Below are 17,592 nucleotides of genomic sequence, written 5' to 3' on the forward strand. Positions count from 1 at the left end.
TGGGTGCGCGGCCGTTGCGTCGCACGATCCAACGCGAGATCGAGGACCAGCTCTCGGAGAAGATCCTGTTCGGCGAGATCGGTCCCGGACAGGTCATCACCGTCGACGTCGAAGGCTGGAACGGCGAATCCGATCCGGAATTGATGGATGCCGCCAAACTTGTCTTCGGACCGAAAAACCTGGAGAGCTCGCTGACGTAATCGATGGAATACCGAAACCGCGCAATGCCAATCGGCATTGTGCGGTCGAGTCGTGTCCGTGTGGAAACGTCCGAAATAAATCTTGATATTCATCCGATATCCGGGTCCGACCCATTGACACGATTAGATTAAAAAACATATAGTGATTGAATAGTTAAACCAATACACAGACGCTGGAGGTGTCTGGATTGAGCGCCATCAGGGAGACCTACGAGTCACTGAACCTGGAACCGAAGCCGATCCGTCCGCATATTCTCGCGGCCGCGACCGTCGCATTCGGTGAGGACTACTACGCGGGCCGCCGGGAGACCATCAATCTCTCCGGCTTCGTGCAGTTGAACAAGTGGCCCATGCCGGGCTTCGAACATCGCGTGGACGAAAAAGGCTACGCGGAGTTCGAGACCGAACTGATCTCGGCCCCCGAGGTCGGCATCAAGGGATTCAGCTACGAGTTGAACGACCGCATCCAGGTGCTGTCCAACCCGTTCCTGCCCAATACCGGTCATGTCCGGCAGATCACGCCGGGCAAGAACTTCCCCGCGGAGTTCCATATTCGCCGGTTCGGCATTCTGGAGTCGAGCACGCTGCGGCTCGCACACCGCAATGTCATCGATATCTACGGCGTGGTCGATCACGTCCCGCCGTTCAAGAAGCCGCTCACCGGCCCATACCTGGGCAAGCCGCGCGGCGACGGCCCGTTCGATGTCATCGTCGGCCCCAACGTCGTCAAGGGCACCACCCTGCCCGAGGCGTGGTACCCGGCCAATGACGACAACGAGCCGGTCGGCATCACCCCGAGCATGTTCTTCATGCCCAGCGCCGGACCCTGCATCTCCATGCTCGTCGATCCGTCGATGATCATGCAGGTCTCCCTCGAGGGGCAAGCCAAGCTCGAAGTGGGCGGCAGGGAGGTGAGCGTCGACCTGGCAGGCGATTACAAGCAGGCGGCGGGCACCGAGATCCTGCTGTTCGGACCGGAGAAGCACGACGAGGGCAACGGCGTACTGGCCCAGATCTCGCGCATCGCCGTCACCGGACACTGCGCCGAACTGGGCGGTCGGGTCATGCTGCGGGTGAGCTTCCCGCGGGTGTCCGGCGGCACCCTCGGCGAGGGCACCGAGGACAGCCTCAGCCGCGTGCGCTTCCCGAGCGAACTGCATATCGACACCGAGTTCGAGCTGGTCACCCCCGAGGCGACCCTCTACGCGACCAACCCGGTGCACGTATTCGGCAAGCTGGGCAGCATGGAGGCCACCGGGACCGAACTGCGGATGAACGGCACCGACGCGGCGCTGGTCACCACCGGCGATGAGGTCAAGGCCAGGCTGACCGGGGTGAACCTGGTCATGCGCGACGCGTACGTCGGCGAGCACGCTGCCGTCAACGTGTAGTGCGTAGAAAACCGGGTGGTCCGCGCTTGACGCGGGCCACCCGGCTGGGTTTTCGTTGATATTGCTTGATTAATTCATAGCGATGCGCGGGAGGCGTCGATGGATCAGCGGTTACTCCTCATGCACCAGGTGATGCTGGCGGACCGCCCGCGCATGGACGCCTACGACAGGGCGCTGGCCCGCGCGGTGCGTCCCGGCGCGATCGTCGCCGATATCGGTGCGGGCACGCTGGCGCTGTCCCTGCTCGCGCTCAAACACGGTGCGGCCCACGTATATTCGATCGAGGCGGACCCGCAGATGGCCGCGGTGGCCGAACGCCTCATCGCCGACAACGACCTGAAGGAACGCATCACCCTGGTCCAGGGCGATGCCAGAGCGGTCCGCCTGCCGCGGCGCGTCGACGTCGTGGTCTCGGAGATGATGGGCAACCTCGGCCCCGAGGAGGATATGGTCCGCGTGCTCGAGGGTTTCGCCCGCAAGAATCTGCGCCCCGGCGGGCAGGTCATCCCGCGCAGGCTGCACACCATGCTGGCCGCCGTCGAATTCGACGACGAGGGCTGGGGCATCTGGGGCGATTTCCACGGCTTCCGACTCGACGCGGTCCAGGATTTCGCCGAGCCGCGCGCCCACCTGCACTTCTTCCAGCGCGCGCCGCGCCTGCTGAGCGCCCCCGAGCCACTGGCCGACCGAATGCACCTACCCATCGCCGAATCCGGGAATCTCCAGGCGATCCTCGGCTACTTCACCGCCGAACTCACCGACGAGATCGCGCTGTCCAACTTCCCCTCCTATCCGGGATGCAATTGGGCCGTGTGGGTTTGGCCGCTGCGGCACACCATGGTCGCGGCGGGAGCTGATGTGCGCGTCGCGGTGCGGCGTCCGGCGGGCGCCGCCGCGCGCGAGGTCACGCAATGGCGGCTCGACTGCGCGATCGCGGAAGCGAGGCCGTAATGCCGTATTCGGTGGGGACCGTGCGGGATCTGCCGGTGCGGGCGCTCAAACTGTGCGGGCTCACCTGGTCGGGGGATCTGCTCTGGTTCTCCGAGGGCGTGCTCAATCAGATCATCGCGGTGGACCCGGCGACCGGAGCAGTGCAGCACCGGATCCCGTGCGCGGGTATCCGCTCGGACCTGACAACGTTGGGCGGCAGGCTGATTCAGGTGGCGGGCGAGGAGCGCGCGCTGCGGGTCATCGATCCCGGAACCGGTGAGATGATCATCGAGCTGCCGAATCCGCGTCCTGGCGAGGATCTTTCGGGCCTGGAGGCCACCCAGCACGGTATCTGGCTCGGGTTCGCGAACCGCCGCGTCATCGAGTTGCGCACCATCGGCGGTATGCGCCTGGTCGATACCGTCCCGGTGCGGGTGGCCCCGGCGGGTGTCACCGTCTCCGACAACTACCTGGTCTATTCCGACTATCACGGCGCGACGATCTGCGTCGTCGATCTGGAGACAAAGCGCGAGGTCGCCGCCTACAGCGTCGCGGGCGGCCCCACCGGCCTCACCTGGGACGGCAGCCGCATCTGGTACTGCGATCACACCACGCTGCAACTGCGCGCCATCGCGGTGCCGGGGGTCAGCGGATAGCACTGCCCCCGGCGCACCCGCTCCGGATCAGACGTCGAGCCAGAGATTGGACAGATCGAACCAGCGGTCGATGGTCGGCATGGCGATCGCATTGCGCACCCTGGCCCCGCGCAGATGCGGAATCGTGGGGGCGTGCACCAGGATCGGCACGATGACGGCGTCCCGCATCACCTGCAGATCCACCGCATGCCACGCCTGGTGCGCGGCGGTCGGATCGGTGGCCGAGAGCGCCGCGTCGATCATCCGGTCGACCTCGGGATTGCTGTAGCAGCCGTAGTTTCCGGTGCCGCGCACCTCATTGGTCTGGAACATGGGTTGCAGGAAGGCGCGGCCGTTGTTGCCGAACCAGTCGGGGGTCCAGGCGGGGGCGGAGATATCCCAGCCGCCCGCCCTGGCGTTGGCCGGATCGCGCAGGAACGGGTAGTAGCGGCTGTGGTCCATCTCCACGAAGCGCACCGTGATGCCGATCTCGGCCAGATCGGCGGCGATCGACTGGGCCACTTCGGGATTGGCGTCCACATGCCGGTGCACCATGGTCAGGGTCATTCCCTCGGGATAGCCCGCCTCCGCCAGCAGTTGCCGGGCGCGGTCCGGATTGCCGCGATCCTCGTGGGAGGGGTAGAGGTCGACGTTCTCGTACCCGTAGTTGCCCGGCGGAATCGCCGAATGCGCGGGCCACATGACGGTGCCGACGCTCAGCTTGTCGAAGATGTCGACCAGTGCGGCCTTGTTCACCGCGTACGAGATGGCCTGGCGCACCGCGACTTTGCCCATCGCGCCACCCGCGTTCGGGCTGACGGTATTGAACACCAGGTAGGGGTTGAGCGCGTAGCCGAGGTTGTTGCCGGGGTCGGTGGGGTTGTCCGCGTAGTACTCGGTGACGGGCGAGGCCCAGGACAGATCCGCCGCGCCCGCCCGGATGACCGCGCCGACCTGTTCGGGAGTGGCCTTCTCCATGGTGATCTCGACGCCGTCCAGATATTGGTGCCGCACCGGATCGCTGTCGCGACGCCACACCGGATTTCGCTCCATGCGCAGGTAGCGGCCGTGATCGTAACGGGTGAGCCGATACGGGCCGAGTGAGATGGTGTTGCGGCGGAACTCGGCGCTGTCGGGGAGGTAGGCGTCGTATTCGACCGGCGCGGGGGAGGCGAACATCATCGACAGGATGTGGATGAAATCCAGGGCGGGCCTTGTCAATTGGAAGATCAGCGTGTGGTCGTCGGGTGCGGTGATCCCCGCGATCTCGTGGGAGTTCTGGAACTCGGCGAGTTCGGCGGCGGTCGGTGTGTCGGAGACGGCGGCGGCGTAGTCGTCGCAGTAGGCCGCCATCCCTCGAATCGTGCTGGTGTAGTAGTGGATCGCTCCGGCGCGCAGCACCGGATTGCACATGCGCTTGAAGCCGCGGATGAAGTCCCGTGCCGTCACCGGACGTGGTGGGTTGGTGGCCCACAGCGCATCTCGGCGCAGGTGGATGGTGTAGGTCAGTTGGTCCGCGCTGATGGTGGGCATGGCGAGCGCGATATCGGGCACCGGGGTGACCTGCGTCCAGTCCCTCAGGCGCGCCACCGGCAGGTAGGTGAACAGTTGCCGGGTGAACAGCCGGATGATCTGGCCGGAGAGCATGTAGTACGAGCTCGCCGGATCCACGTGATCCATACTTCCGGGGCCGTACATTCGCAGGATGCCACCGTAGGTGGGCCGATCACCGCTCATTGCCCTGTCCTCCTGATCTCCGCTGCATCCAGCGGGCTCAGGATTACTATAAGTAATGTAAGTAACTTTGGGCTCTGCTTCCCACGAGATCGACTCTGCGAGAAGCGATGCCGACAATGGCCGGGAAAGGTGTGATGGCGATGCTGGAAGCGGTGCCCGAGGTCGAGACGAACCGCCCGCGTCGCGGTGGCACCCTCACCCTGGTCGGCGCGGGCGATGTCGATCATCTCGATCCCGCGCTTGCCTATCACACGGCCACCCGTGGCATCCTGCGCGCCTACACCCGACAGCTCGTCGGCTATGTGGCCAGTCGCGATCGAACGGAGGCCGGGCGGATCGTCGCCGATATGGCCACCGAGGTCCCCACCGTCGCCAATGGTCGAATTCGCGGGCACGGCACCGAGTATCGGTTCACGCTGCGGGATGGTCTGCGCTGGTGCACGCCCACCGGTCCGCGCGCGATGACGGCGGGGGATGTGGTGCGCGGTATCAAGCGCCTGGCGCATCCGCTCGCGAGCAGTCCGGGCCTGGCCTACTACGTGGCCACCATCGCGGGGATGGCCGAATACCGTGACCTGCTCGCCGCCACCCCGCCGGGCGCCATCGCCGACAGGATCGCCGATGCCGAGGTGCGCGGCCTGCGGGCCGAGGGTGATTCGGAAATCATCTGTACCACAAGCTATCCCGCGTCCGACTTCTTGAATATGCTGGCGCTGCCCTTCGCCACCCCGGCGCCGGTCGAATACCTCGACCATATTCCCGGCAGTCCGGAGCTGAACGCGATCCTCGCCGCCAACGGCCCCTACCGGGTGACGCGCTACCTGCCGGGTGAATCGATTGTCCTGGAACGCAATCCGTTCTGGGATCCGACGACGGACCCCCTGCGCGCGGCCCATGTCGACGCCATCGAGATTCGCGAGGGCCTGTCCGAACGCCGCGCCCACGATATGGTCGGCGCGGCCGAGGCCGACATGATGTGGGATATCCAGCCGCTCACCGAGGAACTGCCCCCGCTGCTGGCCTCCGACGACCCGCGTCTCGAGGTCTGCCCGGCCGGACTGTTCAGTCCCTATCTCGTCCTCAACTTCGCCAGTCCTGTTCTGGCCGACCGTGATATCCGCGTCGCCCTCCAGTACGCGGTCGACAAGGCCGCCGTCGCGCGGGTGTGGGGCGGTCCGCGACTCAACGATATCGCCGACCAGATCCTGCCGCCGCTGTGCACGGCGCACCGGGAGTTCCACCCGTACGGCACCGCGGGCGGGCGCGGCGATCCGGAGCGCGCCCGACGGCTGCTGGCCGCGGCCGGCTATCCGGAGGGGCTGACGCTGCGACTGATCTTCCGCGACCGCGACATTCATCCGGACACCGCGCGCGAGATCCGGGATGCCATGGCGCGCGCGAATATTCGGGTCGAGCTCGTCGGCGTCTCGATCAATGAGCTGTTCTCCGACTACTTCTCGGGGGGCAACGATCGCTGGGATATGGCGCTCACCGGGTGGGAGCCGGACTGGTACGGCAATAATGCCCGCACCTACCTGCAGCCGCTGTTCGACAGCCGCGGCGTCGGCCCCGACGGCGACTGGGGTGCGAACTTCGGCCGCTATCGCAGCGCGAAGGTCAACGATCTGCTCGGCGCGGCCCTCACCGCCGCCGATGCGTCGGTCGCGGGCGAACTGTTCCGTCAGGTGGAGGTCGAGGTGCTGCGCGATGCCGCGGTGGTGCCCATCCTCTTCGCGCACCAGTACTGGTGGCACGCCACCACGGTCCGCAACTGGCTTCCCTATCCGGTGCTGAATGGAGATCCGACGAACCTGTGGTTGGCCGATCCGCGCGAGTGACCGGCCGGAATGCCCGCGCAACCGGCCGGTTGCGGCTAATGTGGACGGGTACCACTATGGAAAGATCTATCGAATCGCATTCAGCGAACAGGAGGCAAAATGGTTGCCCCGCAGTCGATCGAACCCGTGACCTTGGATGTCGGGATGCTCATTCGGCGTCCACCGCACGAGGTCTTCGAGGCATTGGCCGATCCGGCTATCACCACGCGATACTGGTTCACCGGGAGCACGGGCCGGATGGACGAGGGCGCGAAGCTCACCTGGACCTGGGATATGTACGGGGCATCGCGGGAGATCCAGGTCGAGAAGGTGGAGAAGAATCGACTGATTCGCTTCACCTGGAACAACTACGAGGTGCCGACCACGGTGGAGTTCTCCTGCCTGCCCTTCGAGAACAACACCACCTACTTGCGCATCACCGAAACCGGCTACGCGGGCGAACTCTCGGATCGGATCATCGCCGTGCGCGATTCGACGGCCGGATTCGCCTTCATGATCAGCGGGTTGAAGGCAGTCCTGGAACGCGATATCGAATTGGGTCTGGTGGTCGACGAGCATCCGCCGAACCTGAAGCTCGATTAATGCTCGATAGGTAGTGGAGTGAGTCGATGAGTACCCTGGAATTCACCTCTGTCACCCAGATCGCGGCCGCCCCGGAGCGGGTGTGGGCCGCCCTTACCGAACCGGAGGATATCCGGCGCTACTGGTTCGGTGTCGCCATGCAATCGGATTGGCAGGTCGGTTCGCCGGTGAAATGGCAGAATTCGCCGGAGGAGGAATTCCAGGATCTCGGCCAGGTGGTATTGGCCGCCGAGCCCTACCATCGGCTCTCCTACAGTTGGCACCTGCTCCAGCCGACGCACGCTCAGCTCTTCGGCTGGTCGGAGGCGGAACTCGCCGAATACTCGAAGGAACCGCGCACCAAGGTCGTCTTCGATATCGCCGCCGAACCCGACGGATCCCTGGTGACCGTGGTGCACAGCGGTTTCGCCCCCGACAGCATGATGTACCGGGCCATCAGCGGTCAGCTCACCGGTAGTGGCGGTTGGGGCGGTCTGATGAAGAATCTCAAGATCCTGCTGGAAACCGGCCGGGTGCACGCCGTTCGGCCCGATCAAGCCTGAGTATTTCCGATGAACACACAAACTCGCCCGCCCGCAGAGATTCCGGGCGGATTGCCGCTGCTCGGACACGGGCTGGAACTGAAACGTCGCACCGGGGAATTCCTGACCTCCCTGCAATCCGCCGATCCGGTGGTGCTCATCCGTCTCGGTCGCCGCGCCATGTACGTGGTCAATGACGCCGAATTGATGCGTCAGGTCATGCGGCAGCCGGATATCTTCGCCAGGGGCGGTCCGATGACCGAACGATTCCGCACCCTGTTCGGCAATGGCCTCGGAATTTCCGAGGGCGAATTCCATCACCGCCAGCGCCGCGTATTGCAACCCGCCTTTCATCGCAATCGACTCGTCGACTATGCCGCACAGGTCGGCGAACTGGTGTCGCAGCGGTGCGACTCCTGGTACGAGGGCGCGAACCTGCGCGTCGAGCGGGAAATGGACGAGTTGGCCCTGGCCAATATCACCGGGGTGATCTTCGCCCCCGAGGCGGAATTGGACCGGCGGCGCTTCATGGACGCCACCGGCGCGGTGCTCGGCGGCCTGTTCCGGCGCACCACCGATGTCACCGGCCTGCTGACAGGGTTGCCCACCGCCGCCAATCGCCGCTTCCGGGACGCGGAAACCTACCTGCGCCAAACCATTCAGTCGACCATCGATGCCTATCGCGCGCGCGGTCGCGACCGGGGTGATCTGCTCTCGCTCATGCTGTTCGCTCGCGACGAGGCGGGCGCGCCGCTCATGGCGGACTGGCAGATCCACGACGAGGTGCTCACCTTCTTCATCGCGGGCAGCAACACCATCAGCAATACCCTGTCCTGGGCCTGCCATGAACTGGCCACCCATCCCGATATCGAGAAGCGGTTGCACGCGGAGGTGGACGAGGTGCTGGCCGGGCGGGTGGCCGAATTCGCGGATCTGACCCGGCTGGAATTCACCCGGCGCGTGCTCACCGAAACGTTGCGGTCGCGCACCCAGGGCTTCTTCCAGACCAGGGTGACCACCGCGGCGACCGAACTCGGCGGCTACCGGATCCCGGCGGGCGAATCGGTGCTCTACAGTTTCCACGCACTCCACCACAACCCCGAAATATTCGCCGCACCGGAGCATTTCGATCCGGACCGCTGGCTGCCCGAACGGGTGACAGCGCGCCAGCGCGCCGCGTTCCTGCCCTTCGGGGCTGGGGTGCACGGATGTATCGCCGAGGCGTTCTCCTGGATGGAGTTGACGATCGTGCTCGCCACGCTCACCGCCCGGTGGCGGTTGGTGCCGGTGCCGGGACACGAGCCCAAACCCAAACCGGCGATGACCCTGCCGGTGGACGCGCTGCCGATGACACCGCACCGGCGGCACATCGATCGGCGACTATAGTTCGCCCGCGATGCGATTGCCGTGCGCCGCCGGATCATCGCTCAGGTAGAACTCGCGCAGGGCTTGGATGTACTCGTCGTAGGTGAGGTAGCCGTCGCCATCGGCGTCGAGCAGGGCGAATGCCTGGTCGGCCTCTTGAAGCGACATTCCGGCCTTGATCTGGGCGGCCAACATTTCCCGCGCCGAAATGCGCCCGTCCCCGTCCTTGTCGGCGGCGGTGAAGACGGCCATGCTGTGCGGAATCGCCACCGATTCCACGAATCGCGCGAAGTCCGGATGGTCGGCCATGGCGATCCACTCCTCGGCCCGCACCTTCTCGGCGCCATCCAGGCCGGGGATATCGCGGAACATGGCGCGGGTCTTGCTGTCGATATCGGTCCATCCGGGGGAGTCCGGTTCGAGCTCATAGGTTTCGCACCAAATATGGACCAGCGCAAGGATATCCGATTCTTCGATAATGCCGTCCCGGTCGAGATCGTAGGCGTCGAACACCCTGCGGAGCTTGCGAATCCTCAGTGCGGTGGGCATGGCAAATCTCCTGTGTGGCAAGGGGTTTCGGATTCATTCGGAATGCTATCGTTCCGTATAACTATATACCGACCAGTGGAGGAGGACACCGTGTCGAATGCGGACACCGACTATGACGTGGTGGTAATCGGCGGCGGCGCGGCCGGATTGAGCGGCGCGCTCATGCTGGCGCGCGCCCGCTATTCGGTCCTGGTGGTCGACGGCGGCGCGCCGCGCAATGCGCCCGCCGCGCATATGCACGGATATCTGGGTCGCGAGGGTATCGATCCGAACGAATTCCTGCTGCTGGGCCGTGCGGAGGTGCGACGCTTCGGCGCCGAAATCCGTGAGGGCACCGTCACTTCCGTCGCCCCGTCCGAGGAGGGTGTCCGGATCGACCTGGCAGAAGGTGTGCTGCACGCCCGCCGCGCCTTGGTCGCCACCGGACTCGTCGACAACCTGCCCGAGCTGCCCGGCCTCGCCGAGCGCTGGGGCCGGGATGTGCTGCACTGCCCGTTCTGTCACGGCTACGAGGCGCGCGATCAGCAGATCGGCGTCTTGTCCACCACCCCGATGTCGCTGCATCAGGCGGGCCTGTTCCGCCAATGGTCGGACAAGATGCGCTTTTTCACCCACACCGGCCCGCCCCTGACCGACGAGCAGGCCGAGGAATTGACCGCCCGCGATATCGAGATCATCGTGGGCGAGGTCGCCGCCGTCGAGATCGTCGACGACCGCCTCACCGGCGTGCGCATGGTCTCCGGTGCGTCGCACGAACTGCAAGCACTGGTCACCGGGCCGACTTTTTCGGTGCGCGCGGGCCTGCTGGCCGCCGCGAATATCACCCCGTCCCCGCATCCGAGCGGGATCGGCGACTTCATCGTCGCCGATCCCACCGGCCGGACCGCGTCGCCCAGTATCTGGGTTGCGGGCAATATCGCCGATCCGGCCAATCAGGTCATCGGGGCGGCGGCCAGAGGTTCCGAGGCGGCCGCGGCCATGATCGCCGACCTGATCGCCGAGGACGCGCGGCGAGCCGTCGCGGCCCGCCGCGCGATCTGAAGGCCCCGTCACCCGGCATCGGCGCGGCGCTGCATCGCGGCGGATATCAGGGCCGTGCCCAGCGCCGCCACCGCGACGATCATCCCGACCCAGATGACGTCGGCGGTGGCGCCGCGCCCGATGACGACCCCGCCCAGTGCGGGGCCGACGGCATTGCCGATATTGAACGCGGACATGACGATCGCCACCGCCAGCGTCGGCGCGCCCACCGCGAAGCCGATCACCCGCGAGCTCAGCGCCGCCGTCATGGAGAACGCGCAGATACCGAGCAGGGTCACGGCCGCGGCCGCCGCGATCGGGTTGTGCACCACGACCCGCAGCACCAGCATCATGACGATCATCGCGACCAGGCTCAACAGGATGTTCCTCAGCAGTGACCACTGCGCCAACCGGCCGCCGACGGTGCTGCCGAGGAACATGCCGACCCCGAACAGGAACAGCACGATCGGCACCTGATGTTCGCTCAGCCCACTGGCGTCGGTGAGAATCGGTTGCACGTAGGCGTACACGCTGAACAATGCCGTCTCGAACAGCACGGTGGTGGCCAGCGCGACGAAGATCCGGGTCTGGCGCATGGACCGCAGTTCCCGCCCGACGAGCGTGGGCAGCGTGACCTCCGGTCCGTGCGAGCGCGGCAGCCGAGGGACATAGACGGCCACCAGGATCGCGCCCGCCGCGCTGACCAGGCCGATGAAGACGAAGATGATCTGCCAATTGAATTGCGCCCCGGCCAAGCTGCCGATCGGCACGCCCGCCACATTGGCCAGCGTCATACCGCCGATGATCACCGCGATGGCGCGTGGCACCCGACCCGGCCCGGCCAATGCCACCGCGATCACCTGCGCGACAGTCAATTCCGTCGCGGCGGCCATGGCCGCGACGATCCGCAGTACGAAGATGACGCCGTAGTCGGGGATCACGGCGGTGAGCAGATGGGCGACGCAGAACACCGCGGCGGCCGCCAACAGGACGGTCTTGCGATCCCGGCCGAGGGTGAGCACCGCCATGAGCGGCGCGCCGACCAGCATGCCGATGGCGAAGGCGGTGATGAGCTGCCCGATCCGCGGGACCGAGACGTGCAGCGAGCCCGCCATCTGGTCGACCAGGCCCGCCACCACGAACTCCGAGGTGCCCAGCGCGAATACGCTTGCTCCCAGGACATATACGCCGAACGGCAGTCGCCCGCCCGGCCCCTCCCGCACCGGTTCGTCGGTCACCTGCGCTGTCTTGTCCGACACGGTCGATCACTCTCCGTCTTCGCGTTGCTCAGTCGGGTTTGCGGCAGACGATCAGGTAGTAGCCGAGCTTTTCCCGACAGAATTCGTACATGGGGGTAATACCTGCGACGAAGGCGTCCACGCGCTCGGAGCCGTACCGGTCGGCGAGGGTGTCGCGCTGTGCGCCAAGTCTTTTCAGGAATTCGGTGTAGTAGGGTCGCACCCGCTCGCCGAGGTCGAGGGTTTCGGTCACCGTGAATCCGGCGGCCTCGGCGGGTGCGGTGGCGGCGGCCATATCGCCGGGCGGATGCGCGACGGTGTTGGCGCGCAACATCTCCCGTTCCGCCGGGGTGGCCGCGGTGCTGAGCGGATAGTCCGAGTACACGAATCGGCCGCCCGGCCGCACGGTTCGAAAGATCTCCGTGCACCACTGCCGCTTGTCCGGTGCGGTGGGGAACGAGTCGAAGGCGAGGGCGGCGTCGAACCGCGCCGGAGCGAACGGCATTGCCGCCGCGTCGGCGAGTTGGATCGAGATCTGCTCCGCCAGACCGGCTTCGGCCACCTCGTGCGTGGCCGCCGCGACCTCGCCACCGCTGATGGTGATGCCGGTGACGGCGACTCCGAACCGCCGCGCCAGCGTGATGGCGGGTGTGGCGACGCCGCAGCCCACATCGAGCAGCCGCTGCCCCGGTGCGAGCGCCAACCTTTCGCCGACCATCGTCGTCAGTCTGGTCATGGCGATCGGGAACGGGGTGTTGTCCCGGTCGTCCTCCCAGTAGCCCAGGTGCAGATTCCCGCCGACCAGTTCGACGAACGCGCCGACCTCGTCGTAGTACTCGCCGACCGCCTCCGAGTGGTAGTCGGCGGCTGGTGTCTCGGCCATGGCGGCCCTCCCCATACTGTTCAGTTAGTCCGTGTCGTCCGTCTCGGCGGCACGCTTGATCGCCGACAGGCGGCGCTCCCACCGGCCTGCCAAATCGGCGAGCCAGTGGGCGGATTCGGTGAGGGGAGCCGGGCTGACCCGGTAGAGCACTTCGCGCCCGGCGCGACCGCCGGTGACCAGGCCCGCATTCTCCAGGACCGTCAGGTGTTTGACCACGGCCTGGCGGGAGACGGGCAACCGATCGGCGAGGGTGGTGGCGCTGGCCAGTCCGGCCTCGGCCAGCGTGTCGAGCAGTAGGCGTCTCGTCGGGTCGGCGAGTGCGACGAGCACCACGCCGATCGGGGTGCGGTCGGTGGGCATCGGACCATCCAAACTACGCGGCGTTTTGCGCGGCGGCCTTGAGCACGTCGAGCTGCATCTTCCAGCCGCCCGCATTGTCCTCGGCGGCGGCGGTGCGCTCCGTCTCGGACATGGCCAATTCGGCGAAGCCGCTCTCGATGACCCGCAGTCGGGTGCCGCCCTCGCGTTCGGCGAGCCAGAATTCCACCTTGGTGGAATTGCCCGCGGCGGGCATCGAGCCCGGTGCGGTGGAGGCCCACCGGTAGGAGATGTAGTGCGGGGGCTCCATCGTCTCCACCCGGACCGGGAAGCGGCCGTACTTGGGGTCGTCGATCACCTCGAATTCGCCTTCGCGGTGGCGGCTCTGGCCGGAACGGTCGCCGTCGCCGACCCACCAGCCGGGATCGGTGACCAATTCCCACACCTTGGCGACGGAGGCGTCGATATCCACTTCGTGCTCGATTTTGTCGGTGGTGCTCACTGGATTTCTCCTTCCGAACAACATTGGGGATCTGCGATCAGGATGCGCGCCCGACGCCCGAAGTGCAACCCCTGAGTTGCGCGTGTCTAGGTTCGACCCAGTGCGGCGGCGAGATCGATCGCCCGCAGACTGCGCGCCGGGAAGTCGCAATACCAGAGGTGCTCGCCATCCCAGGTGAGTCCGGTGGGGCGGCCCGGAACATGGAAAGAGCCGAGTAGCGCACCGGTTTGGGCATCCACCACGCGCAGCAGCGCCTCGTCGAAATCGCCGTGCACGACCATGCCATCGACATAGGTGAGGCCCGAGGGCGATTCGCCGCCCGTCGGGAACTCGCGCTGAACCCGCATGGTCTCGTAGTCGCGCAGTTGGATGACGGTCGGACCGCGCAGCACCAGCCACAGGCCCTCCGGTCCGAATTCCACACCGGTCAACCGGCCGCTCGGCGGGCGCACCTGTTTCTCGCCCGCGACCGCGCCGGATTCCGGGTCGATGCGCAGCAGGCGTTTGGGATAGCCGCCGACCTGGAGCAGTTCTTTGCCGTCGAAGGCCAGATCCGCGCGGACGCGGTCGCAGGTCAGCGTGTGGGTGAGGGCGCCGGAGACCGGGTCCATGGCGTATATGCGCTGCGCGTCCTGGTCGGAGTGCCAGAGTCGGGCCCCGTCCCAGGTGAGCCCGCACAGATAGTTGGTGGGCGCGGGCAGAGTGCGGACGATCGGCGCGGTGTCGCTGCGGGTCATGATCTCTCCTGAACGTCGATGAGCGCTTGCGCGAAGAGCAGACACCTGGGGTTGAGCGCTTGCGCGAAGAGCGGACACCTGGGGTTGAGCGCTTGCGCGAAGACCAGACACCTCGGGATCGAGCCCGACCGAGGCCAGGTCGATCGTGTAACCGAGCGCGGGCAGCAGGGCGGCGTCGCGGACGCGGTGCCCGCTGAGTTCGCCTGATACGGGGACTTGGAACAGCAGGGGGACGATCGCCGCGTCGGCGAGGGCCACGCGTTCGGCCTTGCGCCACGCGGCGGCCGCGGCCTCGGGTTCGGTGGTGCTGCGGGCCATTTCGATCAGCGCGTCGACTTCCGGATCGCGGTAGCCGCCGAAGTTGGCCAGGGAGCCGGATTCGAACAGCGACTGGATGAAGACGCGGGCATTGCCGTGCAACCAGGCGGGCGTCCAGGAGGCGAGGGCGATATCCCATCCGTCGGGTTCGGCGAGCCGGTCCGGGTACTCGGCCGCGGTGAATTCCCGTGTCCGCACGGTGATACCGGCCCGTGCCAGATCGCGGACACAGCATTGGGCAACGGTCCGATCCTGCTCGGTGTCGGCGTGAATCACGGTGAGGGTCAACCCCTCCGGCAGGTCGGCGGCCGGAGCGGGCTCGAGATCCTGATGGCCGTCGTTGTTCGGGGGGACGGCCGAGTCCGCGACCCGGATCAGCGTGCCCGCCCTGGCGGGCGCCACCGACCGCGCGATGCTCGATTTGTCGATGGTGTGTGAGACAGCCCGGCGCACCGCGACTTTGCCCAGCTCGCCTGCTCGGGTGTTGAAGATCAGATACGGATCGAGCGCGTACCCGAGACCGTGCTCGACGGGGGCGGCGGGATCATCGATGCGCGGCCCCCACGCGAGATCGGCACGCCCGGTGCGGATTCGATGCGCCACCTCCGCCGCCCCGACCTGCTCGCGGCGCACCTGGATCACGTCCACCCGCTGCTCGCGAATCGGATCGGAATCCGCGTGCCACTCGGTATTGCGCACCAGCACCAACTCGCGCCCCGGCTCGAAGCGCTCGATGCGGTACGGTCCGGTGGACCGCAGGTTGCGCGCGAGTTCCACACTGCCGGGCCGAAATCGGTCGTACTCGACCGGGGCGGGCGCGGCACAGGGCAGCGCCAGAATATTCGCGAAATCCAGTGTGGGCCTGCGCACCTCGAACACCAGCGTGTGGTCGTCGAGCACCAGCAGGCCCGCGATATCGTGCGAGTTCTGATAGTCCGCCAGCGCTCGCGCATCGGGTTCGACATCGGCGAAGGCGCGGGCGTAGTCGGCACAGAATTCGGCCATCCCGCGCAGAGTGTCGGTGAAGCACGACAGTAACGGCGAGCGGTACAGCGGATTGCCCAGCCTCTTGAATCCGCGCACCACATCGCCCGCGGTGACGGGCCTGCCGCACTCCCAGCGCGCCTCGGGCCGCAACCGCACCACATGGCTGGTGCCGCTCGCGCCAAGTCCGGCGTTGTAGATGGACGGGACCTCGACGGCCAGATCGCCCGCGGGCGCGACGGTCTGCCAGTCGCGCAGGTCGGTCCGGGCCGGGTAGGTGAATAGTTGTCGGGTGAACAGTCGCGCGATGCGGTCGATCGGGGAGCGGGGCGCGCACACCGGATCCAGTTGATCCAGTGCACCGGGACCGTACAGGTGCAGCGTGGTCACGACATCTCCTCGGCGGTGCGGGCCATGATGTCGACGGCCAGATCGATCTGGTCGAAATCGTTGAAGATATGCGTGGTCAGGCGCGAGGCGTAGTGCTGGTGCGGGGATCCGACGACATCGAATTCGGTCCACCGGGTGAAGAGTCGATGTTCGCGTTGCAGACGCATGGTGAATTCGTGAATCTTGTTGACATTCCAGGCGTCTTCGGGCTTGCGGAACGGGTGGAAGGCGATCAGCGGGGATCGCAGGCGGGGATCCGCGCCGGGGGAGTACATGGCCTCGATACCGAAGCGTTCGGCGACGCGCGCGCGGGCGTGCGCGGCCAACTCCATGATGCGGCGTTCGATGCGGTCGCGGCCGATCTCGTCCCACAGGGCGCAGGCGGCGGCCAGCGCGGCGCCGCGCGCGATGCTGGCGCTGCCCGCGCTCTGGAGGTAGTCGGCCATATTGTCGCTCTCGATCGCGGTGGTGGTGCGCGGGGGCGGACTGCCCTGCATCGGGTACCAGGTGGAGATGACCGGCCAGAAGGTGGGCAGCGGCAGCGGATTGTGTTCGGGGTGAATCTTGTTGCGCACGTAGAGCAGTCCGGTGCCGAGCGGGCCGCATTGGAATTTGGAGCCGGAGCAGGAGATGAAATCCGCGCCGATGGCCCGCATGTCCAGGTCGAGCATGCCGGGCAGCAGCGCGCCGTCGATGACGGTGATCAAGCCGTGCCGGTGCGCCAGTTCGCACAGGGCGCGCATGGGCAGCCGGGTGCCGGTGAACAGCGTGATGCCTGCGAAGGCGAGGACTTTCGTGCGGGGGGTGATGGCGGCGGCGATCAGGTCGAGGATCTCCTCGGCGCGCACCTCGTAGCCGGTGGGCAGGGTGAGGGTGCGCAGCGAGATGCCGATCCGGTTGCGCAGCAGGTTGAAATTGGAGAGTACGGAATAGCATTCGTGCGTCGTGGTCAGCACCTCGTCGCCCGCGTGCAGGTCCAGTCCGTGGATGACGCGCGCCATCCCCTCGGTGGCATTGTGGGTGATGACCATCTCGTCCTGGTCGACCCGGTACGCCTTGGCGATGGCGGCGCGGTGGTCCGGGTAGTTGCCCGGCGGATAGACATCGCCGAGGCCGCCCGCCCAATGCCTGGTCACCCGGTCCACGGTGTCGATGACGGCGTGCGGCATCGCGCCCACCGTGCCGCAGTTGAGGTGGATGGCCCCCGGTTCGAGCGCGAACAGTTCGCGGATCCGGGACCATGCCGCGCCGCGCAGCGTGGGAGATTCGGCGGTCATCGTGGTGGACCGGGCGGATATGGGATCGTCAGCGCCGTTCACGGGACTCTCTTCCACAGTGTGGGACTCGAGGACAGTGCGGGACTCGAGACTAACTACACATTACATACCCCTTCTGTCCTATCGACCGCTATGGGGGAACCCGAATCCCGCTTCTTCGAGGTTGATTCGACGATC

Annotated in this window: 17 protein-coding genes; 9 read left to right on the forward strand and 8 right to left on the reverse strand. The window is 66.5% G+C overall.

Annotated features, from left to right (window positions below; all coding sequences use genetic code 11):
• The 4 genes from D5S18_RS35410 to D5S18_RS22260 all read left to right on the forward strand — a co-directional run.
• Window positions 1-200: ClpB D2-like domain containing protein (locus D5S18_RS35410; RefSeq protein ID WP_203236866.1), on the forward strand; the 200-nt coding region annotated here is incomplete at its 5' end.
• A 179-nt stretch (window positions 201-379) separates the two neighbouring features.
• Window positions 380-1,591, forward strand: coding sequence for a DUF6004 family protein (locus D5S18_RS22250; RefSeq protein WP_239003938.1), 1,212 nt, complete (start codon window positions 380-382; stop codon window positions 1,589-1,591).
• A gap of 99 nt (window positions 1,592-1,690) precedes the next feature.
• Window positions 1,691-2,542 (forward strand): class I SAM-dependent methyltransferase, encoded by an 852-nt coding sequence (locus tag D5S18_RS22255; RefSeq protein ID WP_120043032.1) that lies wholly within the window; start codon window positions 1,691-1,693, stop codon window positions 2,540-2,542.
• Window positions 2,542-3,177 (forward strand): NHL repeat-containing protein, encoded by a 636-nt coding sequence (locus D5S18_RS22260; RefSeq protein ID WP_120043033.1) that lies wholly within the window; start codon window positions 2,542-2,544, stop codon window positions 3,175-3,177. Before D5S18_RS22255 ends, D5S18_RS22260 begins: the two co-directional genes overlap by 1 nt.
• 27 nt (window positions 3,178-3,204) lie before the next feature.
• On the opposite strand, the gene D5S18_RS22265 is transcribed toward D5S18_RS22260, so the two are convergent.
• Window positions 3,205-4,893 (reverse strand): ABC transporter substrate-binding protein, encoded by a 1,689-nt coding sequence (locus tag D5S18_RS22265; protein WP_120043034.1) that lies wholly within the window; start codon window positions 4,891-4,893, stop codon window positions 3,205-3,207.
• A 134-nt stretch (window positions 4,894-5,027) separates the two neighbouring features.
• Between D5S18_RS22265 and D5S18_RS22270 the strand changes: the two genes are divergently transcribed.
• The 4 genes from D5S18_RS22270 (at window position 5,028) to D5S18_RS22285 (ending at window position 9,220) form a co-directional block, all read left to right on the forward strand.
• A complete protein-coding gene (locus D5S18_RS22270; RefSeq protein ID WP_120043091.1) occupies window positions 5,028-6,731 on the forward strand; it encodes an ABC transporter substrate-binding protein in 1,704 nt (567 codons plus the stop codon).
• Window positions 6,732-6,830: 99 nt separating this feature from the next.
• On the forward strand, window positions 6,831-7,313 hold the full coding sequence (locus D5S18_RS22275; RefSeq protein ID WP_120043035.1) for an SRPBCC family protein: 483 nt from the start codon (window positions 6,831-6,833) through the stop codon (window positions 7,311-7,313).
• Window positions 7,314-7,339: 26 nt separating this feature from the next.
• Entirely contained in the window at window positions 7,340-7,855 is a 516-nt protein-coding gene (locus D5S18_RS22280) for an SRPBCC domain-containing protein (RefSeq protein ID WP_120043036.1), read from the forward strand.
• Between the two features lie 9 nt (window positions 7,856-7,864).
• Window positions 7,865-9,220 (forward strand): cytochrome P450, encoded by a 1,356-nt coding sequence (locus tag D5S18_RS22285; RefSeq protein WP_120043037.1) that lies wholly within the window; start codon window positions 7,865-7,867, stop codon window positions 9,218-9,220.
• Here D5S18_RS22285 and D5S18_RS22290 read toward each other — a convergent pair.
• On the reverse strand, window positions 9,215-9,748 hold the full coding sequence (locus D5S18_RS22290; RefSeq protein WP_120043038.1) for an EF-hand domain-containing protein: 534 nt from the start codon (window positions 9,746-9,748) through the stop codon (window positions 9,215-9,217). The genes D5S18_RS22285 and D5S18_RS22290 overlap by 6 nt on opposite strands.
• A 90-nt stretch (window positions 9,749-9,838) precedes the next feature.
• On the opposite strand from D5S18_RS22290, the gene D5S18_RS22295 reads away from it, so the two are divergent.
• The gene (locus D5S18_RS22295) at window positions 9,839-10,789 is read left to right on the forward strand and encodes an NAD(P)/FAD-dependent oxidoreductase (RefSeq protein ID WP_282434871.1); all 951 of its coding nucleotides are present in this window, start codon (window positions 9,839-9,841) and stop codon (window positions 10,787-10,789) included.
• An 8-nt stretch (window positions 10,790-10,797) separates the two neighbouring features.
• Here D5S18_RS22295 and D5S18_RS22300 read toward each other — a convergent pair whose 3' ends face one another.
• The 6 genes from D5S18_RS22300 to D5S18_RS22335 all read right to left on the reverse strand — a co-directional run bounded on the left by D5S18_RS22300 (window position 10,798) and on the right by D5S18_RS22335 (window position 17,457).
• A complete protein-coding gene (locus tag D5S18_RS22300; RefSeq protein WP_120043040.1) occupies window positions 10,798-12,027 on the reverse strand; it encodes an MFS transporter in 1,230 nt (409 codons plus the stop codon).
• A gap of 28 nt (window positions 12,028-12,055) precedes the next feature.
• On the reverse strand, window positions 12,056-12,889 hold the full coding sequence (locus tag D5S18_RS22305) for an SAM-dependent methyltransferase (protein WP_158607926.1): 834 nt from the start codon (window positions 12,887-12,889) through the stop codon (window positions 12,056-12,058).
• A 24-nt stretch (window positions 12,890-12,913) separates the two neighbouring features.
• Window positions 12,914-13,249 carry an ArsR/SmtB family transcription factor gene (locus D5S18_RS22310; protein WP_120043092.1) on the reverse strand — a complete coding sequence of 112 codons (336 nt, stop codon included), beginning with the start codon at window positions 13,247-13,249 and terminating at the stop codon, window positions 12,914-12,916.
• A gap of 13 nt (window positions 13,250-13,262) precedes the next feature.
• Complete coding sequence (locus D5S18_RS22315; protein ID WP_120043042.1) at window positions 13,263-13,709, reverse strand: SRPBCC domain-containing protein; 447 nt, start codon at window positions 13,707-13,709, stop codon at window positions 13,263-13,265.
• Window positions 13,710-13,795: 86 nt separating this feature from the next.
• Complete coding sequence (locus D5S18_RS34965; protein WP_158607927.1) at window positions 13,796-16,138, reverse strand: ABC transporter substrate-binding protein; 2,343 nt, start codon at window positions 16,136-16,138, stop codon at window positions 13,796-13,798.
• Window positions 16,135-17,457 (reverse strand): aminotransferase class V-fold PLP-dependent enzyme, encoded by a 1,323-nt coding sequence (locus D5S18_RS22335; protein ID WP_203236867.1) that lies wholly within the window; start codon window positions 17,455-17,457, stop codon window positions 16,135-16,137. Before D5S18_RS22335 ends, D5S18_RS34965 begins: the two co-directional genes overlap by 4 nt.
• Window positions 17,458-17,592: the final 135 nt, after the last annotated feature.

The sequence above is a fragment of the Nocardia panacis genome (assembly GCF_003598715.1).
GTDB lineage: Bacteria > Actinomycetota > Actinomycetes > Mycobacteriales > Mycobacteriaceae > Nocardia > Nocardia panacis.

What these genes read in the sequence shown, in the direction of transcription:
- D5S18_RS22275 (WP_120043035.1), top strand. Translation starts at nt 6,831, where the DNA reads ATGGTTGCCCCGCAGTCGATCGAACCCGTGACCTTGGATGTCGGGATG.
- D5S18_RS22310 (WP_120043092.1), bottom strand. Translation starts at nt 13,249, where the DNA reads ATGCCCACCGACCGCACCCCGATCGGCGTGGTGCTCGTCGCACTCGCC.
- D5S18_RS22265 (WP_120043034.1), bottom strand. Translation starts at nt 4,893, where the DNA reads ATGAGCGGTGATCGGCCCACCTACGGTGGCATCCTGCGAATGTACGGC.
- D5S18_RS22280 (WP_120043036.1), top strand. Translation starts at nt 7,340, where the DNA reads ATGAGTACCCTGGAATTCACCTCTGTCACCCAGATCGCGGCCGCCCCG.
- D5S18_RS22255 (WP_120043032.1), top strand. Translation starts at nt 1,691, where the DNA reads ATGGATCAGCGGTTACTCCTCATGCACCAGGTGATGCTGGCGGACCGC.
- D5S18_RS22285 (WP_120043037.1), top strand. Translation starts at nt 7,865, where the DNA reads ATGAACACACAAACTCGCCCGCCCGCAGAGATTCCGGGCGGATTGCCG.
- D5S18_RS22270 (WP_120043091.1), top strand. Translation starts at nt 5,028, where the DNA reads ATGGCGATGCTGGAAGCGGTGCCCGAGGTCGAGACGAACCGCCCGCGT.
- D5S18_RS22260 (WP_120043033.1), top strand. Translation starts at nt 2,542, where the DNA reads ATGCCGTATTCGGTGGGGACCGTGCGGGATCTGCCGGTGCGGGCGCTC.
- D5S18_RS22290 (WP_120043038.1), bottom strand. Translation starts at nt 9,748, where the DNA reads ATGCCCACCGCACTGAGGATTCGCAAGCTCCGCAGGGTGTTCGACGCC.
- D5S18_RS22305 (WP_158607926.1), bottom strand. Translation starts at nt 12,889, where the DNA reads ATGGCCGAGACACCAGCCGCCGACTACCACTCGGAGGCGGTCGGCGAG.